This is a genomic window from Micropruina sp. (genome assembly GCF_047606365.1).
Taxonomy (GTDB): Bacteria; Actinomycetota; Actinomycetes; order Propionibacteriales; family Propionibacteriaceae; genus Micropruina.
In genome coordinates, this window is the sequence record NZ_JASGEN010000145.1 from 1 (window position 1) to 18,146 (window position 18,146).

At 67.3% G+C, this 18,146-nt stretch carries 22 protein-coding genes; 19 read left to right on the forward strand and 3 right to left on the reverse strand.

The window, feature by feature from the left end; translation table 11 throughout:
• Positions 1 to 218, forward strand: a 218-nt coding sequence (locus QM624_RS16605) for an integrase core domain-containing protein (RefSeq protein ID WP_415093830.1), incomplete at its 5' end; no start/stop codon positions are given.
• Between the two features lie 105 nt (positions 219 to 323).
• Positions 324 to 473: a hypothetical protein gene (locus tag QM624_RS16610; protein WP_415093832.1), complete on the forward strand. Its 150-nt coding sequence runs from the start codon at positions 324 to 326 to the stop codon at positions 471 to 473.
• Positions 474 to 622: 149 nt separating this feature from the next.
• Here QM624_RS16610 and QM624_RS16615 read toward each other — a convergent pair whose 3' ends face one another.
• Positions 623 to 1,321: a helix-turn-helix transcriptional regulator gene (locus tag QM624_RS16615; RefSeq protein WP_415093834.1), complete on the reverse strand. Its 699-nt coding sequence runs from the start codon at positions 1,319 to 1,321 to the stop codon at positions 623 to 625.
• A 49-nt stretch (positions 1,322 to 1,370) separates the two neighbouring features.
• Here QM624_RS16615 and QM624_RS16620 point away from each other — a divergent pair, with 49 nt between their 5' ends.
• The 7 genes from QM624_RS16620 to QM624_RS16650 all read left to right on the forward strand — a co-directional run bounded on the left by QM624_RS16620 (position 1,371) and on the right by QM624_RS16650 (position 5,288).
• The gene (locus tag QM624_RS16620) at positions 1,371 to 2,063 is read left to right on the forward strand and encodes an alpha/beta fold hydrolase (protein WP_415093836.1); all 693 of its coding nucleotides are present in this window, start codon (positions 1,371 to 1,373) and stop codon (positions 2,061 to 2,063) included.
• 175 nt (positions 2,064 to 2,238) lie between these two features.
• Positions 2,239 to 2,811, forward strand: a complete 573-nt coding sequence (locus tag QM624_RS16625; RefSeq protein ID WP_415093838.1) for a dihydrofolate reductase family protein — start codon at positions 2,239 to 2,241, stop codon at positions 2,809 to 2,811.
• Between the two features lie 110 nt (positions 2,812 to 2,921).
• Positions 2,922 to 3,554: a maleylpyruvate isomerase family mycothiol-dependent enzyme gene (locus QM624_RS16630; protein WP_415093840.1), complete on the forward strand. Its 633-nt coding sequence runs from the start codon at positions 2,922 to 2,924 to the stop codon at positions 3,552 to 3,554.
• A gap of 205 nt (positions 3,555 to 3,759) precedes the next feature.
• Entirely contained in the window at positions 3,760 to 4,095 is a 336-nt protein-coding gene (locus QM624_RS16635; protein WP_415093842.1) for an ArsR/SmtB family transcription factor, read from the forward strand.
• Positions 4,088 to 4,522, forward strand: a complete 435-nt coding sequence (locus tag QM624_RS16640) for an SRPBCC family protein (protein ID WP_415093844.1) — start codon at positions 4,088 to 4,090, stop codon at positions 4,520 to 4,522. Before QM624_RS16635 ends, QM624_RS16640 begins: the two co-directional genes overlap by 8 nt.
• Positions 4,523 to 4,566: 44 nt before the next feature.
• A complete protein-coding gene (locus QM624_RS16645) occupies positions 4,567 to 4,926 on the forward strand; it encodes a nuclear transport factor 2 family protein (protein WP_415093846.1) in 360 nt (119 codons plus the stop codon).
• A gap of 14 nt (positions 4,927 to 4,940) precedes the next feature.
• Positions 4,941 to 5,288, forward strand: coding sequence for a TfoX/Sxy family protein (locus tag QM624_RS16650; protein ID WP_415093848.1), 348 nt, complete (start codon positions 4,941 to 4,943; stop codon positions 5,286 to 5,288).
• A gap of 78 nt (positions 5,289 to 5,366) precedes the next feature.
• Here QM624_RS16650 and QM624_RS16655 read toward each other — a convergent pair whose 3' ends face one another.
• Positions 5,367 to 6,332 carry an arsenic resistance protein gene (locus QM624_RS16655; protein WP_415093850.1) on the reverse strand — a complete coding sequence of 322 codons (966 nt, stop codon included), beginning with the start codon at positions 6,330 to 6,332 and terminating at the stop codon, positions 5,367 to 5,369.
• 82 nt (positions 6,333 to 6,414) lie between these two features.
• Here QM624_RS16655 and QM624_RS16660 point away from each other — a divergent pair, with 82 nt between their 5' ends.
• Positions 6,415 to 8,706 carry an excinuclease ABC subunit UvrA gene (locus QM624_RS16660; protein ID WP_415093852.1) on the forward strand — a complete coding sequence of 764 codons (2,292 nt, stop codon included), beginning with the start codon at positions 6,415 to 6,417 and terminating at the stop codon, positions 8,704 to 8,706.
• Here the strand turns inward: QM624_RS16660 and QM624_RS16665 are convergent.
• On the reverse strand, positions 8,662 to 9,444 hold the full coding sequence (locus tag QM624_RS16665) for a hypothetical protein (protein WP_415093854.1): 783 nt from the start codon (positions 9,442 to 9,444) through the stop codon (positions 8,662 to 8,664). The genes QM624_RS16660 and QM624_RS16665 overlap by 45 nt on opposite strands.
• 85 nt (positions 9,445 to 9,529) lie before the next feature.
• Between QM624_RS16665 and QM624_RS16670 the strand changes: the two genes are divergently transcribed.
• The 9 genes from QM624_RS16670 to QM624_RS16710 all read left to right on the forward strand — a co-directional run bounded on the left by QM624_RS16670 (position 9,530) and on the right by QM624_RS16710 (position 18,106).
• Positions 9,530 to 10,120 carry a TetR/AcrR family transcriptional regulator gene (locus tag QM624_RS16670; RefSeq protein WP_415093856.1) on the forward strand — a complete coding sequence of 197 codons (591 nt, stop codon included), beginning with the start codon at positions 9,530 to 9,532 and terminating at the stop codon, positions 10,118 to 10,120.
• Positions 10,121 to 10,175: 55 nt separating this feature from the next.
• Positions 10,176 to 10,586, forward strand: coding sequence for a helix-turn-helix domain-containing protein (locus QM624_RS16675; protein WP_415093858.1), 411 nt, complete (start codon positions 10,176 to 10,178; stop codon positions 10,584 to 10,586).
• 59 nt (positions 10,587 to 10,645) lie between these two features.
• On the forward strand, positions 10,646 to 11,077 hold the full coding sequence (locus QM624_RS16680) for a VOC family protein (protein ID WP_415093860.1): 432 nt from the start codon (positions 10,646 to 10,648) through the stop codon (positions 11,075 to 11,077).
• A gap of 60 nt (positions 11,078 to 11,137) precedes the next feature.
• Complete coding sequence (gene prfB / locus QM624_RS16685) at positions 11,138 to 12,247, forward strand: peptide chain release factor 2 (protein ID WP_415093862.1); 1,110 nt, start codon at positions 11,138 to 11,140, stop codon at positions 12,245 to 12,247.
• Positions 12,248 to 12,455: 208 nt separating this feature from the next.
• Positions 12,456 to 13,142, forward strand: coding sequence for a cell division ATP-binding protein FtsE (gene ftsE, locus QM624_RS16690; RefSeq protein ID WP_298131160.1), 687 nt, complete (start codon positions 12,456 to 12,458; stop codon positions 13,140 to 13,142).
• Positions 13,143 to 13,193: 51 nt separating this feature from the next.
• On the forward strand, positions 13,194 to 14,096 hold the full coding sequence (gene ftsX / locus QM624_RS16695) for a permease-like cell division protein FtsX (protein ID WP_415093864.1): 903 nt from the start codon (positions 13,194 to 13,196) through the stop codon (positions 14,094 to 14,096).
• A 51-nt stretch (positions 14,097 to 14,147) separates the two neighbouring features.
• Positions 14,148 to 15,515, forward strand: coding sequence for a peptidoglycan DD-metalloendopeptidase family protein (locus tag QM624_RS16700; RefSeq protein WP_415093866.1), 1,368 nt, complete (start codon positions 14,148 to 14,150; stop codon positions 15,513 to 15,515).
• A 73-nt stretch (positions 15,516 to 15,588) separates the two neighbouring features.
• Positions 15,589 to 16,062 carry an SsrA-binding protein SmpB gene (gene smpB / locus QM624_RS16705; RefSeq protein ID WP_415093868.1) on the forward strand — a complete coding sequence of 158 codons (474 nt, stop codon included), beginning with the start codon at positions 15,589 to 15,591 and terminating at the stop codon, positions 16,060 to 16,062.
• Between the two features lie 319 nt (positions 16,063 to 16,381).
• Entirely contained in the window at positions 16,382 to 18,106 is a 1,725-nt protein-coding gene (locus tag QM624_RS16710; protein ID WP_415093870.1) for a glycosyltransferase family 2 protein, read from the forward strand.
• The last annotated feature ends 40 nt before the right edge of the window (positions 18,107 to 18,146 follow it).

Sequence of the window (18,146 nt, forward strand, 5' to 3'; positions counted from 1 at the left end):
ACGCTGCTGCGGAATCGTTCTGGTCCACCCTGAAATCCGAGTACTACCAGCGGCACGTATTCCCCACCATCGCCGCCGCCCGCCAAGGCGTCTACGCCTGGATCGACGGCTTCTACAACGCCCGCCGGCGCCACTCCGCCATCGGCTACATCAGCCCGCTACAGTACGAGCACCACCTGGCCCGACAGGCCACCCAGACGGCCCCGAAAGCCGCCTGACCAAACAACCACCTGTCCGGATTCCGGGGTCAACCTCAGGGACAGTGCGAGACCAGGCGTGCGCGTACATGGTCGTCCGATAGTTCGAACGTTTGTCTCGCGAGCGTGAACGAGATGGATACCACGCAACCACGCTATCTAGCCGCCTGGCCGCTGATCTGGAAGATGCGTGAACTGGTTGTCGAAACGATGGGGAATCAGGAGGTATTCGAACTGGTTGCGGGCAGCTCGGTCGCCCAGCAGACGGGGCGGTAGACCATGCCGTCGTCAGGAGAGCTTCCCGGTCCGTCGACAGAACTGCGACCCGGGATAGCCAGCCGGGGACCGTCTTGGGGCGGTGGACTTGCGGTGGGAGACCGTTCGCACGACATTGACGATGTGATCGATCCGCGTCCGGATCTCCCTCAGTTATGGTCTGCGATGGCTTTGGCCGCCGGTGGGGGTGTGCCGACACTGTCGACCGGAATGGCTCGAGAGGGCTCGGCAGTGGGGTGCGCCGTGGCGATGCGATCGAGCCGGAACCAGCGGATAGCCTCACGGGTGCGGCAGTGGGCGACGAGATACCACTGCCCTTGAGTGTGGGCGAGGAGCACCGGGTCGACCCGTCGGGTGGTCTCCTCGCCGTTCCCGCTCCGGTAGCGCATCGAGAGAACGCGCCGCTCGTGGAGCGCTTGCTCGATCGCCTTTCTGGCCGGACCCCCGCTGAGTGCCTCGGTGTGGTCTATCCAGATGCGGCTGCCGAGTTCTTCCGAGCGTTCCCTGGTAGCCGCATCCATGACGCTCAACACCTTCGCGAGCGCGGCGCGGGCATGGCTGTCGAAAGGCTGACCGCGGTGGGCGGCCACTGCGGCGGCGAGGCCGGACACTTCGGCATCGGTGAAGTTCACCGGCGGCAGCGTCGCCGAGGCGTCGACGACGTATCCGCCCCCCGGTCCAGGTTGCGCCCAGACGGGGAATCCGCCGTGTTGCAGAGTCGAGATGTCGCGTTTGACGGTGCGCACGCTGACCTCGAAGAGCGTGGCAAGGCGTTCGGCGGTGCGTCCTGTCGATCCCGCGCGACGCAACTCCTCGCGAATCGCATAGAGGCGATCGGTTCGATTCATGCATAAATAGTGACATACCAGTGACATATCGGGTGGCGATCATGGGTGCATGAACACATCGCATCCCTCGATCCTCTTTCTCAGCGGTGCGGGGCTTCTCGCGTGGATCTGGGATGACGTGCGTGACCGTCTGCGCGACTCATATGAGACCCAGGTCGCGCCCAGGCCCGTCGGTGGCGCGACCGGGATTCGCCGCTATGCGGACGCCGCGATCGGTTCCGCGCCGACCGAGCGTTTCGCCATCGTCGCGCACTCGGCCGGCGGCGTCGTGGGTGCCGAGGTGATGCGGTTGGCACCCGGACGCGTCACCGGTCTGCTCGGAGTCTGCGCGATTGTGCCGCGGCCGGGGGACTCCTTCCTCACCGCGATGCCCGCTCCGAACCGCTGGATTCTCAGCACTGCGATGCGCCTGGCCGGAACCCGACCGCCGGAATCCGCGATCCGTAAGGGCCTCGCCCACGGTCTCGACGGACGGGTCACCGATCGGCTCATCGACGACTTCACGCCCGAGTCGCAGAGCTACTACCGGGAACGAGTGGGCGAGTACCGCACCGCGGACGTGCGGGGGTATGTGAGCACGACCGAGGATCGCGAGTTCCCGGTGGCACTCCAGCGCGGCTTCGCTGCCAACCTCGGGGCGACCTGGCAACGGGAACTCCCGCTGGGGCATCTTCCGATGCTCGAGAACCCGGAAGTGCTCGCAGAGACGATCGCCGAGTTCCTCGATGCGCGCCCCGCTTGAACCAGGTTCGGTGTCGCGTCCGACTACGGCGTTCGCCGTGCCTTGGCTCGCAGCTACCTCGCGAACGAACGCGCGGGGTCGTCTTCGACGATGACGCATCCGGACTGTCGAGTTACGTGAGTGCGCCAGATGGAGGAGTGATGGTAAAGTGCAATCACTTATCAGGGGAGCTGGAATGCCGAGACCACTTCGCTATTCGATCAACGTCACGCTCGACGGCTGCTGCCATCACGAGGCGGGGCTTCCGCCGGACGAGGAGTCGATGAGCTACTGGACCGCGCAGATGCAGCGCGCCGATGCCCTGCTGTTCGGCCGGGTGACCTACCAGATGATGGAGTCGGCGTGGCGGCGTCCGGCCACCGGCGGCTGGCCCGACTGGATGGATGAGTGGGAGGTTCCGTTCGCCGGGGCCATCGACGGCGCGAAGAAGTATGTCGTGTCGAGCACGCTGAGCGAGGCCGATTGGAACGCGGAGCTGGTTCGAGAAGACTTCGGGCAAGCGATTCGGCGGCTCAAGCAGCAGCCTGGTGAAGGCCTGTGGGTGGGTGGCGTCACGCTGCCGTTGGCGCTGGCAGATCTGGGGCTGATCGACGAGTACGAGTTCGTCGTCCAGCCGGTTCTTGCCGGACGAGGGCCGACGCTGCTCGCCGGGCTGCGGGAGCGCATCCAACTCGAACTCGTGGACCGCCATGAGTTCCGATCGGGGGCGGTCGCCCTGCGGTACCGCTCCGGGGGAGCTGCGTCCTGACCCGGCACGGTTGAGGCGTCCTCCTTCGCTCATCGAGCCTGGTGCGGCAGCCCTGTTGCCGGGCGCCTGTCGAGCGTGAGCAGGGGAGAGTTCCGTGCGACTCTGGGAACGTGACGACTGCCACCGACTTCTGGGTACTGATCCACGCCGAACGTGCGCGGCTCGCCGACATGCTCGACGGGCTCAGCGCGGAACAGTGGCGCTCGCCGTCGCTGTGCGCGGCTTGGACGGTGGAGCAGGTCACCGCGCATCTGACGGCGGCCGCACGCACCGGGACATGGGCCTGGATTCGCAGCATCGTGCGGGCCGGACTCAACGCCGACACGCACAATGCCCGTCTGCTTGCGCGGTATCTGGGCCGCACCCCGGAGGAGACCTTGACCGCCTTCCGTGACTCGGTGGCGCTGACCATCGCTCCGACCAAGGACTATGCGGCATTCCTCGGCGAGGTGATCGTCCACGGGCAGGACATGGCGCGTCCGCTGGGCATCGAGCTCACCCCCGACCCGGTGGCTGTGCGCGAAGTCGCCGACTTCTTCGTCGCCAAGGACTTCGCCGTCCACTCCCGCAGCGCCGTCAAAGGACTCAGGCTCGACGCGACCGACGCCGCAATCAGCACCGGCAGCGGTCCCGTCGTGCGCGGGCGGCTGCTCGACCTGGTGATGGCAATGGCAGGAAGGACGGCCTATTGCGCCGAGCTGAGCGGGGACGGCGTGGACGAGTTGCGCCGCCGGCTCGGCTGACGCGCTCCAGGGGACGCGCTGATCCTCTGTCTGGCTATCCGCCGTGCCGGCAGGAATTGGGCGATCGGGATCGGGTACGGACAGCCGTGCCCGATCCCGATCCTTGTTTCAGGCTCATCGCGAGGCGCTGGGCATATCCACGCATATTTATGAGTACAAATGACTACTTGTGGTATGGTCGAGGCTCGAACCAAGGAGAGTGACGATGAGCGCTGAGGCCGCGGCGGATCTTGATCTGGCTCTGCGTGCCCTCGCGGACGGCAACCGCCGAGCGATCCTGCGGGTGATCCGCTCCGGGCCGCAGCCGGTCGGGGTGATCGCCGAGCGGGTCTCGCTGTCGCAGCAGACGACGTCCCACCACCTCGGCGTGCTCAGGAAGGCAGGCCTCGCCGCAGCCACCCGCGACGGCACGCGGCACCTGTTCGCGGTGGAGGTCGACGGCCTGGCCGCGGTGCGCTCGTACCTGGACGACTTCTGGCCGGCGAAGCTGGCCGCACTCAAGAGTGCGATCGAGTCTCGGGACAGTGACGATCGTGGCTGAGTTCCGCGACTCCATCGACATCGCGGCGCCGCCCGAGACGGTGTTCGACTACCTCGTCACCAACGCCGGCATGACGGCGTGGATGGGCCAGTACGCCGAGCTCGACCCTACCCCGGGCGGCCGCTTCGCCGTCGATATCGCCGGCTACCCGGTGCGCGGCGAATACCTCGAGGTCGAACATCCGCGCCGCGTCGTGGTTTCCTGGGGCTTCGCGGGCAGTGACCTGCTGCCGGCCGGTGCCTCACGGGTCGAGTTTCGGCTGACGGCCGTCGGCGGCGGCACCAGGGTCGATCTGTGTCATTCCGGTCTGCCCGACACCGAAGTGCCCGGGCACGCCGATGGCTGGATGCACTTCCTGCCCCGGCTGGGGATCGCCGGGGCCGGCGGCGATGCCGGGCCGGACGACTGGCAACCGCTCCCTGACTAGGTGAACAACTGCCACCTCGTGGCACGAACGAAGGAGACACACCGATGGCACCCGAGACCGCGTACGACGTTGTGACGAAGTACCACCGCGCCTGGACGAGCGGCGACATCGACGGCGCGATGAACTGTGTCGCCGACGACATCAGTTGCCGTGCACCCGGCGGTGACCTGGACGGCAAGGACGCCTACCGCAGCTTCATCGGTGGATTCGCACCCATGCTCACCGGCATCGGTGACATCGCCGAGTTCGCCGACGGGAACCGGGTCGCCCTGTTCTACTACCCGCAGACCGCAGCGACCTCGACGGCCCCCGCCGCCGAGTTCTTCACGGTGACCGACGGCAAGATCAGCGAAAGCGTGCTGATCTTCGACAGGCTCGCCTACGGCCCGCCCGGGCAGGACTGACACAGGAGCAGGAGATGACTCCCGAGCAGGTCGCCCTCGTCGAACGCCTGCGCACGCTGCTCGCGTCCGAGCGGGTGGTGCGCGAGACGTCCATGTTCGGCGTCCGGTCGTTCATGGTGAACGAGAAGATGGTCGTCAGCGCGCTGAAAGGCGGCGGGCTGCTGATTCGCGTCGACGCCGGTCGGCACGACGAACTGCTGAGCAGGCCAGGTGCGACGCAAGCCGAGATGGGTACGGGACGCACGATGGGGCCCGGCTGGATCGAGGTCGCGGCCGACGCCATCAACGACGACGAGCAGTTGACCACCTGGGTCGGGATCGCGATGGAACACAACCGCGCGCTCACCGGCTCGAACACCTGAGTATGCCGCCGACCGAGCTTGTCGTGACCCGCGACCTCGTCGAGACCCTCGGCCCCTCGATGACCGGCTTCGACACGCTCAATCAGGGGCTGGGATCACCCGCGGGATGAAGCGGACAAGAACGACCATCACCACCAGTTCGGTCAGGGTCTGGGTGACGACCACCAGCGGCGCGAGATCGAAGCCGACGGGCAGGGCCAGCGCGAGCGGTAGCACGACGAGCGAGTTGCGGGTCGCGCCGCTGAACACGATCGCGCGTCGACCGGCGACATCCAGCCGGGTGAGGCGTCCGGCCAGCATGCCGATCGGAACCATCAGGACGGCGAAGAGCAGGTAGATCGGGACGGTGAGCAGCAGCGACACGAACCGGTGTCCGACAGCCGCGATCTGTGAAGCGACGACGACCGCCAAGGTGAGCATCATCAGCGGCACCATCGCGTCGGACACCACACCCTGCACACCCGCACCCCAGCGTGTGCGATCGGCGGCCAGTTGGGTGGCGACCGCAGCGGTCAGCGGCAGCGCAATGAGCAGCAGGAATGCCTCGACGAACGGCGCCGGGTCGACGTGGGTGGCGAACTCGGCTCCGACGAACAGCCACAGGTAGAGCGGCAGCAGCAGCATCTGGACGAGCATCAGCAGCGGCGTCGCTGCCAACAGGCGGTCCTTGGCGCCACCAGCCATGCCGGTGAAGACGATGACGTAGTCCACGCACGGCGTGAGCAGCACGAGCAGCACCCCGACCAGCAGCACCCGCTCGTGGGCGACGATCCGGGACAACCCGAACACGACGAACGGCACCGCCACGAAGTTGACCGCCAGGGCGGTGGCCAGGAACCGCCAGTCGCGCACCGCCCGTGCGAGCCTCGCGAACGGGACGCCGAGGAAGGTCGCATAGAGCAGCAGCCCCAGGACCGGACTGATCGCGGCCTCGGCCGGCTGCGCGACCGCCGGCACAAGCAGCCCCAGCACGGCGCTCAGGGCGAGAGCTGCGAGGTAGAGCCACAGCTGGTGTCGCTCCAGCGCAGCTACGACCGACCGCATGACGCTCATCCTCGCAGGGTCCGCGGGAACTACCCGGTGGGGCGTCCCCGTCGTGGGCAGGGTGCCACTAGGGTTCCTCGGCATGGACGACCACGAGGCACCCGATCAGATCAGGGTGATCGGCGCGACCACCAACAACCTGTGTGAGGTCAGCCTCACGATCCCCAAGAAGGCGCTGACCGTCTTCACCGGCGTCTCGGGCTCGGGAAAGTCGTCCCTGGTGCTCGACACCGTCGCCGCCGGCGCGCAACGGCTGGCCAACGACTCCTACCCGGCGTTCCTGCGGGCTCGGCTGCCACAGCTGCCGGCGCCCGACGTCCAGGCGATGGCCGGGCTCACCTTCACCGTGCTGATCGATCAGCGCCGGTTCACCCCGAACGCCCGCTCCACGGTGGCCACCGCGACCGATCTCGCCCCGCTGCTGCGGCTGGTGTTCTCGCGGGCCGGGGTGCCGTCGGCCGGGTATTCGCCGGCCTACTCGTTCAACGATCCCAAGGGCATGTGCCCGGCCTGCGAGGGCATCGGCACGGTGGTCGACATCGACGTCGACGAACTCATCGACCTCGACAAGACCATCGACGAGGGGCCCGTCCGGTTCTCCAATTTCCGGCCGGGCGTCTACCGCTGGAAGCGATTCGCCTACTGCGGCTTCTTCGACCGGTCCAAGCCGATGCGCGACTACACCCCCGAAGAGATGGACCTGTTCCTCTATGCGGACGGCGTCAAGCCGACCCATCCCGATCCGCGCTTCCCGGCGTCCGGGCGGTTCGACGGGGTCGTCACCCGGCTGCGCGATGTGTACGTGAAGAACCGCCCGCCGAAGATCTCCAAGAAGGTGCGCGAGGAGCTGGATCGGATCACCACGCAGCGGCCGTGCCCTGATTGCCACGGCGCCCGGGTCAACGCCGCGGCCCGAGCCAGCCTGATCGAGGGCCGCTCGATCGTCGACTGGATGGCGCTCAGCGTCAACGAACTGCACGAACTGCTGGAACACCTCGCGATTCCGCAGGTCGCGCCCGCCCTGGACGGCATCCGCACCATCCTGGACGCGCTGATCTCGGTCGGGTTGGGTTATCTGAGTCTGGATCGTGAGTCGTCCAGCTTGTCCGGTGGTGAGGCGCAGCGGGTCAAGATCGTGCGGCACCTGGGTGGCGCCCTCACCGACGTCAGCTATGTCTTCGACGAGCCGTCCATCGGTCTGCATCCGGCCGACGTGCTGCGGCTGACCCGGCTGCTGCAACGGCTCCGGGACGCCGGCAACACCGTGCTGGTGGTGGAGCATCACCCGCAGGTGATCCGGATCGCCGACCACGTCGTCGATATGGGACCCGGGGCGGGCCATGACGGTGGCCGGATCCTGTTCGAAGGGACGCCGCAGGCGCTGGCCGGCAGTGATACGCCGACCGGACGCGTGCTCGCGCAACGCCTCACGGTGAAGCAGCAGGCGAGCTCCGCTCGCTCCTGGGTGTCGGTGAAGAACGCGCGAGCCCGGAACCTGACCGGTTTCGACGTCGACATTCCGATCGGGGTGCTGACGGCGGTCACCGGTGTGGCGGGTTCTGGCAAGAGTTCGCTGGCCACCCTGGAACTGCCGCGGCAACAACGCCGGTTCATCGTGGTCGGGCAGGACGCCCTGCGCGGCGGCGTCCGGTCCACCTCGCTCAGCGTGCTCGGGGTCGCGGAGAGCATTCGCAAAGCGTTCAGCGAGGCGTCGGGGCTGGAGCCGGCCTGGTTCAGCTTCAACTCCAAGGGCGCCTGCCCGGGCTGCAACGGCAAGGGCTACATCACCACCGAACTCGCCTTCCTCGACGACGTGGCCACCCCCTGCGATGCCTGTGACGGATCCCGGTTCAATCCGACGGCGCTGGCCGTCGCCATCGATGGCCGGACGATCGCCGACGTGCTGGCGATGACCGCGGACGAGGTCGCCCAGCTGTTCGCCGGACGTCCCGACATCGTCGCCGCGGTGGGCTGGATGGATCGGGTCGGCCTCGGCTACGCCGCCGTCGGCCAATCGCTGGACACGTTGTCCGGCGGCGAGAAGCAGCGACTGCTGATCGCCCGCCATCTGGCGTCATCGACCGACCTGGCGTCAGAGTGGATCGTGCTCGACGAACCCACCACCGGACTGCACCCCAGCGACGTCGACCGGATCAACGTGCTGTTCGACGACCTGCTCGATCTCGGCACCACGCTGGTGGTCGTCGAGCACAACCTGCGCGTGATCGCCCGCGCCGACCATGTCATCGACATCGGTCCCGGCGCGGGCATCGACGGCGGACGCCTGGTGTTCGCCGGCCCGCCGGCCGAGCTGGTCGACGACGAGTCCTCACTGACCGGACGAGCTCTCGCGATCGCTTCCTCCGCCGGTTGAGCTGGTCGGCGCCCGCGGGGCGAGCTTGCCAGCACCCGACCCCCGGCTGAGGCGTCCGATCAAGTGGACTATGACCCATAGCGCCACGCCGACGATCACTCCGGCCGTGAACAGCAGTCCGTGCCCATCGCCGAGTACGAGCCAGCTGATCACCCCGATGACCGGCCCGACGAGCCCGATCAGCCGGTCCCGGCCGGTGCCGGCGCAGAGCAGCGCTGCGCAGAGCGTGGCCGCGGTGAAGTAGGTCGCGCCGGAGCTGCCCGCCGTGTAGGCGTCCGTGTTGGCGGCTGCGACCCGGTAGCCGGCGAGGGCCGCGACGGCTCCGACCGGTGCCCAGGCTCCGGTTGCCCAGATTCCGAGGGCGAGTAGGCCTCCCCAGTACCACTCGGCCAGTGCCATCACTGCGGCCGCCGTCACAAGATTGAAGATCGCGCCGATGACCCCGTCGTCCTGAACGAAGGGGGCGGTCAGCGGGCGCCACCAGTCGGGGTTCGACGGGTCGTTGCGCAGCACGTTCAGGGTGCCCGGCCAGATCACCTCGGCCAGCGCGCCGACGGTCAGCAGGACGAGTAGCGCCAGTGCGGCGATCGGCAGCCGCTTCGCGGGGGCCAGCCCGCGGAGTTCCTTCTCCAGGTCGAGCTCTTCGCTCGTGACGGCGCGTTTGCGCGCCAGTAGTCGTATTCCGGCGCGGATCGCCGTGAGGATCAGCACCGCTTCGATCGTCCGTTCGATGATCATCGTGAACCCACTTTGAACGTTGTTCGAATCGCCTCCAGCGTAGGCAGTTGTTGAACAGCGTTCAACACTCGCTACCATCGGGTGCGTGGACACCAGCCAGATCACCATGGCGTCGCTCGAGGTGGTGGAAGAGGTCGGTCTGGAGAGGCTGACCATGAGGCTGGTGGCCGATCGGCTCGGCGTCCAGGTCGGCGGCCTCTACTACCACCTGCCTGACAAAGCGGCACTGCTGCGCTCGATGGCCAACGAGCTGTGCGCACGGGCGCTGGCAGCCATCGACGAAGTGCCGCCGTCGCCGAGTTGGCCGGACGCGGTGGCGCAGGCATGCGGTCGTCTGCGTGCGACGCTGCACGCCCACCGCGACGGGGCGTTGATCCTGGCCAGCGGACCGCTGAACGGCAGTCTGGGCTCCCTGGCGCTAATGGAACGTCTGATCGAACTCGTGCAGCGCGGCATCCCGGCCGAACGGGCGAATCTGGCCGCCGACACCCTGATGGCCTACCTGACCGGATTCGTCCACCAGGAGCAGCTGCAGGCGGCCAACCCGTACCCGTTCCCTTTGTCGATGGACGAGATGCGGGCTCGCTTCCCCCTGGTGTTCCGCTCGTCTGACGACGATGAGGACGCGATGTTCGATGCCGCGGTGCGATCCATTCTGGCCGGATTCGCCGGTTGAGCTCGTCGGAACCCGTGACCAGGTAGGTCTCGACGGCCTCTCGTAGGCTTTGCGGGTGAGCCGCGAAGCCGAAGAACGCAACCGGCGGCTGCTCCGCGCCCGGGACGCCATGGATCGCTGCTACGCGGACCCGCTCGACGTGCGGGCGGTCGCCGCGGTCGCCCACGTCTCGCCGGCGCATTTCAGCCGGACGTTCCGCCAGGTGTTCGGCGAGTCACCGCACCGCTACCTGCAGCGTCGGCGGGTGGAACGGTCGATGTTCCTGCTTCGCGACACCGATCGCACCATCACCGAGATCTGCTTCGACGTCGGGTTCGGCAGCGTCGGCACGTTCAGCCGCACGTTCAAGGGCATCGTCGGACGGACGCCGAGCGACTACCGAGCGGGGACCGAGCCGATCGTCACGCCGCATTGCGTCCAACTCGCGACCATGAGGCCCTCAGGCCCCGGCGTGCGCCCGAACTGAGCACGTTTGGATAAGGCGCAACGCGCGGTCGCTGCCTACGGTGGAGCCGTCCGGAGGGAATGGAGAAGCGAACCGAGATGCTCACCGCGATCAACGTTGTCACCGTGTACGTCCTCGACAAGGAGGAGGCGCTGGACTTCTACGTCAACAAGCTCGGCCTCGAGAAGGGCAATGACGTTCAGCAGGGCGACTACCGCTGGCTCACCGTACGAGTTCCCGGCAGTGCGGGCCCCGAGATCATGCTCGAGACGCCGGGTGCGCCGAACCATGATCCGGCGACCGCGGAACAGTTCCGCGAACTGATCGCCAAGGGGGCCGTCGGCAGTGGCCTGGTGCTGCTCTGCGACGATGTGCGCGCCACGTACGACGAGCTGCGCAACCGAGGGGTGACCGACTTCACCCACGAGCCGACCGAGCACTTCTACGGCATCGACATGGGCGTCCGCGATCCCTCCGGCAACGCGGTCCGCATCCAGCAGCACGGCAGCTGACTCCCGGGTCCCGGTGGGCCGTGCCGGTCGTCCGGCGTGCGTCCAGTAAACTGCACCCTCGTGGCTTCCGCTGATCTGCTTTCCGACCTCGCCGAACTCGACAAGACGCTGACGTCGATCGAGACGGTGCTCGACCCCGCGGCCAAGAAGCAGCAGATCGACGAGCTGCAGGAGCAGGCGTCCGCACCCGACCTGTGGAACGACCAGGAGAACGCCCAGCGGGTGACCTCCCGGTTGTCGGCGCTGCAGGCCGAGGTCGACCGGCTGACCGCCCTGCGGCAGCGCGTCGACGACCTGAGTGTGCTGATCGAGCTCGGCCAGGAGGAGTCCGATCCGGACACCCTCGCCGAAGCCGAGCGGGAACTCAGCCGGCTCTCCACCGACATCCAGGCGCTCGAGGTCCGCACCCTGCTCAGCGGTGACTACGACGAGCGGGACGCCGTGGTCACCATCCGCTCCGAGGCCGGGGGAGTGGACGCCGCCGACTTCGCAGAGATGCTGCTGCGGATGTACCTGCGCTGGTCGGAGCGGCACGGCTATTCCGCCGACGTCTACGACATCTCCTACGCCGAAGAGGCCGGCATCAAATCGGCCACCTTCACCGTCAAGGCACCGTTCGCCTACGGCACGCTGAGCGTCGAGCAGGGCACCCACCGGCTGGTCCGGATCAGCCCGTTCGACAACCAGGGCCGGCGCCAGACGTCCTTCGCCGGCGTCGAGGTGCTGCCGGTCACCGAGGACGCCGACCACATCGACATTCCCGAGGCCGACGTCCGGGTGGACGTGTTCCGCAGTTCCGGTCCCGGCGGCCAGAGCGTCAACACCACCGACTCCGCCGTCCGGCTGACCCACCTGCCGACCGGCATCGTGGTCAGCTGCCAGAACGAGAAGAGCCAGCTGCAGAACAAGGTCGCGGCGATGAAGGTGCTGCAGTCCCGGCTGCTGGAGCGTGCCCGGCGTGACCGCGAGGCCGAGCTGAACGCACTGAAGGGCGACGGTGGCAACTCGTGGGGTTCGCAGATGCGTTCCTACGTGCTGCACCCCTACCAGATGGTCAAGGACCTGCGCACCGACTACGAGGTGGGCAGCCCGGACGCCGTTTTCGACGGCGACTTGGACGGCTTCATCGACGCCGGCATCCGCTGGCGTCGCCAGCAGGGGGACCGCTGATCCTCGCGCCTGGCGTGACCCTGAAACGCTCGCCGAACTGTCTGGCGCTCGCTGAATTCAGCGAGCCCCAAATAGTTCGGCGAGCGGTGGGAGTACGGGCGGGCGTGGCGTTCCTGGACGCGGCGCGGACCTCGCCTACACTCGACCGTGGTCGGCTGAGTGTTTCTCAGGAACTTCCCCCATCATCGAGACCGACCGGAGCCGCACCGTGATCACGTTCGAAGACGTCACCAAGATCTACGAGGGTCAACGCCGGGCCGCACTGTCCGACGTCAGCGTCACCATCGACAAGGGGGAGTTCGTCTTCCTGGTCGGTAGTTCCGGCTCGGGCAAGTCGACGTTCATCAGGCTGGTGCTGCGCGAGTACCGGGCCACCAAGGGCCGCATCTTCGTGGCCGGCAAGGATCTGGGCCGGCTGCACGGCTGGAAGGTCCCCGGGCTGCGCCGCCAACTGGGCGTGGTCTTCCAGGACTTCCGGCTGTTGCCCGGCAAGACCGTTCTCGAGAACGTGGCCTTCGCGCTGCAGGTGATCGGCAAGCCGACGGCGACGATCAAGCGGGTCGTCCCGGAGACCCTCGAGCTGGTCGGCCTGAACGGCAAGGAGAACCGGCTTCCCGAAGAGCTCTCCGGCGGTGAGCAGCAGCGGGTGGCGATCGCCCGGGCGTTCGTGAACCGTCCGGCGATCCTGCTGGCCGACGAGCCGACCGGCAACCTCGACCCGACCACCAGCATCGGCATCATGAAGCTGCTCGACCAGATCAACCGCACCGGCACCACCGTCGTGATGGCCACCCACGACGCGACGATCGTCGACCAGATGCGCAAACGGGTGATCGAACTCGTGGACGGCGAACTCGTCCGCGACCAGAGCAAGGGCGTCTACGGCTACCAGTGAGCACCGCGATGAACCTGGCCCGCCCGTCCCGAATCCTCGAAGGAGTCCGCCATGCGGCACACCCTGCGTGAGGCCTGGTCCGGCCTACGCCGAAACCTGACCATGACCTTCGCCGTCATCATCACCATGTGGGTCTCGCTGACCCTGTTCGGTGGCGGCCTGCTCGGCGCCCAACAGGTCGAACTCGCCAAGGGCCGCTGGTACGACAAGATCGAGATCAGCGTCTTCCTGTGCGTGAAGGCCTCGTCGGGTCGCAACTGCGAGCCCGGCCAGGACGCCACGGACGCCCAGAAGCAGGCGATCCGGACCGCGCTGGAGACCAACTCCGAGGTCGAGACCGTCTACTACGAGAGCAAGGCCGACACCTGGGAGGACTTCAAGCGGGTCTACAAGGATTCGCCGGTGCTGGCCGACATGAGCGTCGACCTGATGCAGGACTCCTTCCGGGTGAAGCTGAAGGATCCCGAGCAGTACGAGGGTGTGGTGTCCGCGATCGCCGGCCTGCCCGGCGTCCAGGCCGTTCAGGACCTGCGGCAGTATCTGAATCCGCTGTTCCAATGGCTGAACATCGCCAAGTGGGCCACCATCGGGCTCAGTCTGTGGCTGCTTCTCGCAGCCGCTCTGCAGATCGCCACCACCATCAAGATGGCCGCCTTCTCGCGCCGTCGCGAGCTGGGGATCATGCGGCTGGTGGGTGCGTCGAACTGGTACATCATGCTGCCGTTCCTGATCGAATCTCTCGTCGCAGCCCTCGCTGGCGCGGCTTTAGCCTGCGGATCGCTTGCTGCAATCGAAAAATTCCTGATCATCGACAGGGCTCAACCCTCACTTAAGAGTATCGAGTGGATTGGCTGGTCCCACGTCGGTTTGGCAATGCTCGGCGTTGTCGCCGTTGGTGTCGTCCTTTCGGTCGTTCCGACAGTGATAGCCACTCGTAAGTATTTGAGGGTCTGAGCCTCCCGGTGGGCCCTCGACCGAACCGATTGGGGCCCCATCGTGAATCAGGTGTCTTCCCCCACCTGCCGAACCACGAAGGAAACGTCGCTCAGCACCGCCAAGCGCCTGTGGCGTCCGCTGGTCGCGGTACTCGCCATCGGCCTGACCGTGAGCCTGGGCTCGCCGGCAGCGGCCGACGGCTTGAAGGATCGTCGCGACGACGTCCGCAAGGCCATCGTGTCGTCGAAGTCGGACGTCGCGGACTCGAAGGCCGAAGTCTCCAAGGCCATCCAGAACCTGGCCAAGGCGCAGGCCGCGCAGGCCAAGGCGCAGCGCAAGCTGAACGCCGCCAACCAGGCCGTCAACGATGCACGGGCGCTCGACGCCGCGATCGGACGCCGGCTGGCCGAGGCCCGGAAGAAGCTGGCGGCAGCCAAGAAGGCGGTCGCCAAGGCCAAGGCCGAGGTGGACGCCCAGCTGCAGATGATGGGTGCGGCGGCCCGCGAGGCCTACCAGCAGCAGACCGACCTGGTCGGCCTGAGCGTGGTGTTCGACTCCGCCGACACCGGCGACCTGTCCCAGCGGCTGCAGTGGTCGACGACCATCTTCGACGCGACCAGCGCGCAGATGGCCCGGCTGCGTGAGCTGCAGGCCAAGCTGGAGGCGGCCGAGAAGGCGCAGGCGGTCATCGAGAAGCAGATCGCCGCCGACAAGGCCGAAGCCGAGGCCAACCTGGCTCAGATGAGGGTCTTGCAGGGCAAGGCGGCGCTGGCCCGCAACGCTGTCGCGACGAGCGTGGCGAAGCTCGCGGTCGCCCGCAAGGCGGCGCAGGCCGACCTGAACGCCGAGCAGGCCAAGTTCCGTCAGCTGCAGGCCCAGGACGCGGCGATCAGCGCGGAGATCCGGCGCCGGGCCGAGATCGCCCGCAAGAAGGCCGCGGCGGCCGAGGCGAAGCGCCGGGCCGCGGAAGCCAGGCGCAAGGCTGCGGCGAAGAAGGCCGGCAAGCGCTACGTGCCCCGGACGACGGTCTCTCGCGAGTCGTCCCGAGGATTCATCCGCCCGGTGAACGCGCCCGCAGGCTCGCCGTTCGGGCTTCGCTACCACCCGATCCTGCACGTCTGGCGGATGCACCGCGGCACCGACTTCGGCGCCGCCTGCGGCACCCCGATCCGGGCGGCGGCGAGCGGCCGGGTGGCCAGCGCCTACCGCCAGGGCGGTTTCGGCAACTACACCGTCATCGACCACGGCCGGATCAGGGGCAAGTACGTCTCGACCGGCTATGCCCACCAGTCGCGGATCATCGTTCGCACCGGACAGCGGGTCAAGCAGGGCCAGCTGATCGGCTACGTCGGCACCACCGGCCTCTCCACCGGCTGCCACCTGCACCTGCAGGTCTACGTCAACGGTGGCGTGGTCAACCCGATGAACTGGCTCTGAGCTCAGCCTGATCGCGCTCCCTTGGTAAGCTGTCGGTTTCCATCGACCAGCACCTGACCAGGGGAGCGCGACCATGCCACGCGAAAAGGGCCGGATCATGGTCGCCCAGAACCGCCGGGCGCGCCATGACTACCACCTGTCCGACCACTTCGAGGCGGGCCTGGTGCTCACCGGCACCGAAGTGAAGTCGTTGCGGTCGGGGCGGGCGTCCCTGGCCGATGCGTTCGCCACGGTCGACGACGGCGAGGTCTGGCTGCGTAACGCCTACATTCCCGAATACGCCTTCGGCACCTGGACGAATCACGCCGCGCGGCGCAACCGCAAGCTGCTGCTGCATCGCCGCGAGATCGACAAGCTGGAGCGCGCCACCACCGGGTCGGGACGCACCATCGTCCCGCTGGCGCTGTACTTCCTGGACGGCTACGCCAAGGTCGAACTGGCCGTCGGCACCGGCAAGAAGGCCTGGGACAAGCGCCAGACCATCGCCGAGCGCGACGCCAATCGGGACGCCGCCCGCGAGCTGGCCTCCCGGAACCGCGGCGAGTAGTCCTCGGCCGGTCATCGCCGCGCCACCCGCTCGTAATATTTTAGTTACATAGACCAATATTTTGCTTTCGGGTGTCGGTCGTGCCTACTCTTGACTCAGCTTCGAGCGACGGGGTGCTAGCGAACTCGCCGAAGCCGGCCACAGCGGCCGTTGAACGGCCCCGCGTCGGGAGCGCGGATTAGGGCGGTTCACCAACAACGATGTGCTCTTCGGGGGGAGAGTTATGTCCACACCAGTAATCACTGACGACTTCGCGTCCGTCGACGGCCTCGGGCCGCAAGCCAGACGTGCGCGAACCAAGAATTCCTACGGTCCGGTGATGATCGCGGTCTCCATCGCGGCCACGCTCGGCATCCTGGCCTACGCCTGGTTCCTGCTGAACCCGGCCAACCGAGGCGACATCCTGCCCTGGACGATGGTGATCGTCGCCGAGACGATCCTGATGTTCCACGCCTTGATGGCGATGTGGGCGATCCTCGCGGGTTACAAGGACCCGCGAACCTTCGCCTTCCACGAGACGCAGCGGACGCTCTACGATCCGGCGGTCAACGAACGTCTCCGGGTGACCGACGATCCGACCCAATGGCCGTTGCATGTGGACGGCGAATCCGTCGCGGTCGACGTGCTGATCACGGTCTACGGCGAGCCGCTCGACGTGATCCGGCGCACCGCGGAGGCGGCGAAGGCCGTCCGGGGTGCGCACAGCACCTGGATCCTGGACGACGGCAAATCGGACGCCGTGCGCGACCTGGCCGCGGCCCTGCAGATCGGCTACCTCCGCAGGCTGACCAACCATGGCGCCAAGGCGGGCAACGTGAACAACGCGTTGACCGTAGCCAAAGGCGACTTCTTCGTCATCCTCGACGCGGACTTCGTGCCGCGTCCGGAGTTCCTGGAGGAGACCCTGCCGTTCATGGTCGACTCCAACGTCGCCTTCGTGCAGACGCCGCAGACCTACGGGAACATGCACAACATCATTTCCCGCGGCGCCGGCTACATGCAGTCGATGTTCTATCGGTTCATCCAGCCCGGGCGGACGCACTTCAACGCCGCCTTCTGCGTCGGCACCAACGTGCTGTTCCGGCGCTCCGCCGTGCTCGACATCGGCGGCATGTACACGCAGTCGAAGTCCGAGGACGTCTGGACGTCGCTGATGCTGCACGAACGCGGCTGGAAGTCGATCTACATTCCGCAGACGCTGGCGGTGGGTGATGCCCCGGACACCATCGAGGCCTACACCAAGCAGCAGTTGCGCTGGGCCACCGGCGGTTTCGAGATCCTGTTCACCCACAACCCGTTCAATCCGCGGCGGCGGTTGTCGCTCGACCAGCGGTTCATGTACTTCGTGACCGCCACCTTCTACCTGACCGGAATCGCGCCGGGCATCCTGCTCTTCGTCCCAGCGCTGGAGGTCTTCTTCGACCTGCACCCGGTGAACCTGCAGGTGGACGTGCTGACCTGGTTCCTCTTCTACGCGGGCTTCTACCTGCTGCAGATCCTGCTGGCGGCTCTCACCCTGGGCAGCTTCCGCTGGGAGGTGCTGCTGCTGGCGGCCAACTCGTTCCCGATCTACCTGCGGGCGCTCCGCAACGCGTTCACCGGGGTCGACACCAAGTGGCACGTCACCGGCACCACCACCCGCTCGTCGGCGTTCAACTTCATCATTCCGCAGGTGCTGACCTTCGTCTTCCTGCTGGGCACCTCGATCGTGTCGATCTGGCGCGACCTGACCCTGGGGCAGTTGAACGTGGCCACCTTCTGGAGCGTGGTGAACACCGTCGCGATCGGTGCCCTGATCGGGGTCGCCTTCCACGAGGCCGCCGAGGTCCAAGGTGTCGCCGACCCGATCGACGTCGAGTTGGCGGACGCCGTGGTCGAGACCGAACGCCCCGCGGCTTTGAGCCGTGAGGCGATCACCAGGGCACACCGCGAGGTCGAACTGCTCGCCGCCGCGGCTCCCCGGTCCGGCTCATCGGCCGACGCCCCGGCCGCCTTCGAAACCCGTCCCGAGCGCGCCCGCGAAGCGGCCGGCTCCGTCCATTGATCACCACGATCGACCAAGAAAGTTCTGAGGCACAGCAATC

Coding starts and splice junctions, on each gene's coding strand:
- QM624_RS16615 (WP_415093834.1), bottom strand. CDS start 1,321: ATGAATCGAACCGATCGCCTCTATGCGATTCGCGAGGAGTTGCGTCGC.
- QM624_RS16620 (WP_415093836.1), top strand. CDS start 1,371: ATGAACACATCGCATCCCTCGATCCTCTTTCTCAGCGGTGCGGGGCTT.
- QM624_RS16625 (WP_415093838.1), top strand. CDS start 2,239: ATGCCGAGACCACTTCGCTATTCGATCAACGTCACGCTCGACGGCTGC.
- QM624_RS16635 (WP_415093842.1), top strand. CDS start 3,760: ATGAGCGCTGAGGCCGCGGCGGATCTTGATCTGGCTCTGCGTGCCCTC.
- QM624_RS16645 (WP_415093846.1), top strand. CDS start 4,567: ATGGCACCCGAGACCGCGTACGACGTTGTGACGAAGTACCACCGCGCC.
- QM624_RS16650 (WP_415093848.1), top strand. CDS start 4,941: ATGACTCCCGAGCAGGTCGCCCTCGTCGAACGCCTGCGCACGCTGCTC.
- QM624_RS16655 (WP_415093850.1), bottom strand. CDS start 6,332: ATGCGGTCGGTCGTAGCTGCGCTGGAGCGACACCAGCTGTGGCTCTAC.
- QM624_RS16660 (WP_415093852.1), top strand. CDS start 6,415: ATGGACGACCACGAGGCACCCGATCAGATCAGGGTGATCGGCGCGACC.
- QM624_RS16665 (WP_415093854.1), bottom strand. CDS start 9,444: ATGATCATCGAACGGACGATCGAAGCGGTGCTGATCCTCACGGCGATC.
- QM624_RS16680 (WP_415093860.1), top strand. CDS start 10,646: ATGGAGAAGCGAACCGAGATGCTCACCGCGATCAACGTTGTCACCGTG.
- ftsX (WP_415093864.1), top strand. CDS start 13,194: ATGCGGCACACCCTGCGTGAGGCCTGGTCCGGCCTACGCCGAAACCTG.
- smpB (WP_415093868.1), top strand. CDS start 15,589: ATGCCACGCGAAAAGGGCCGGATCATGGTCGCCCAGAACCGCCGGGCG.
- QM624_RS16710 (WP_415093870.1), top strand. CDS start 16,382: ATGATCGCGGTCTCCATCGCGGCCACGCTCGGCATCCTGGCCTACGCC.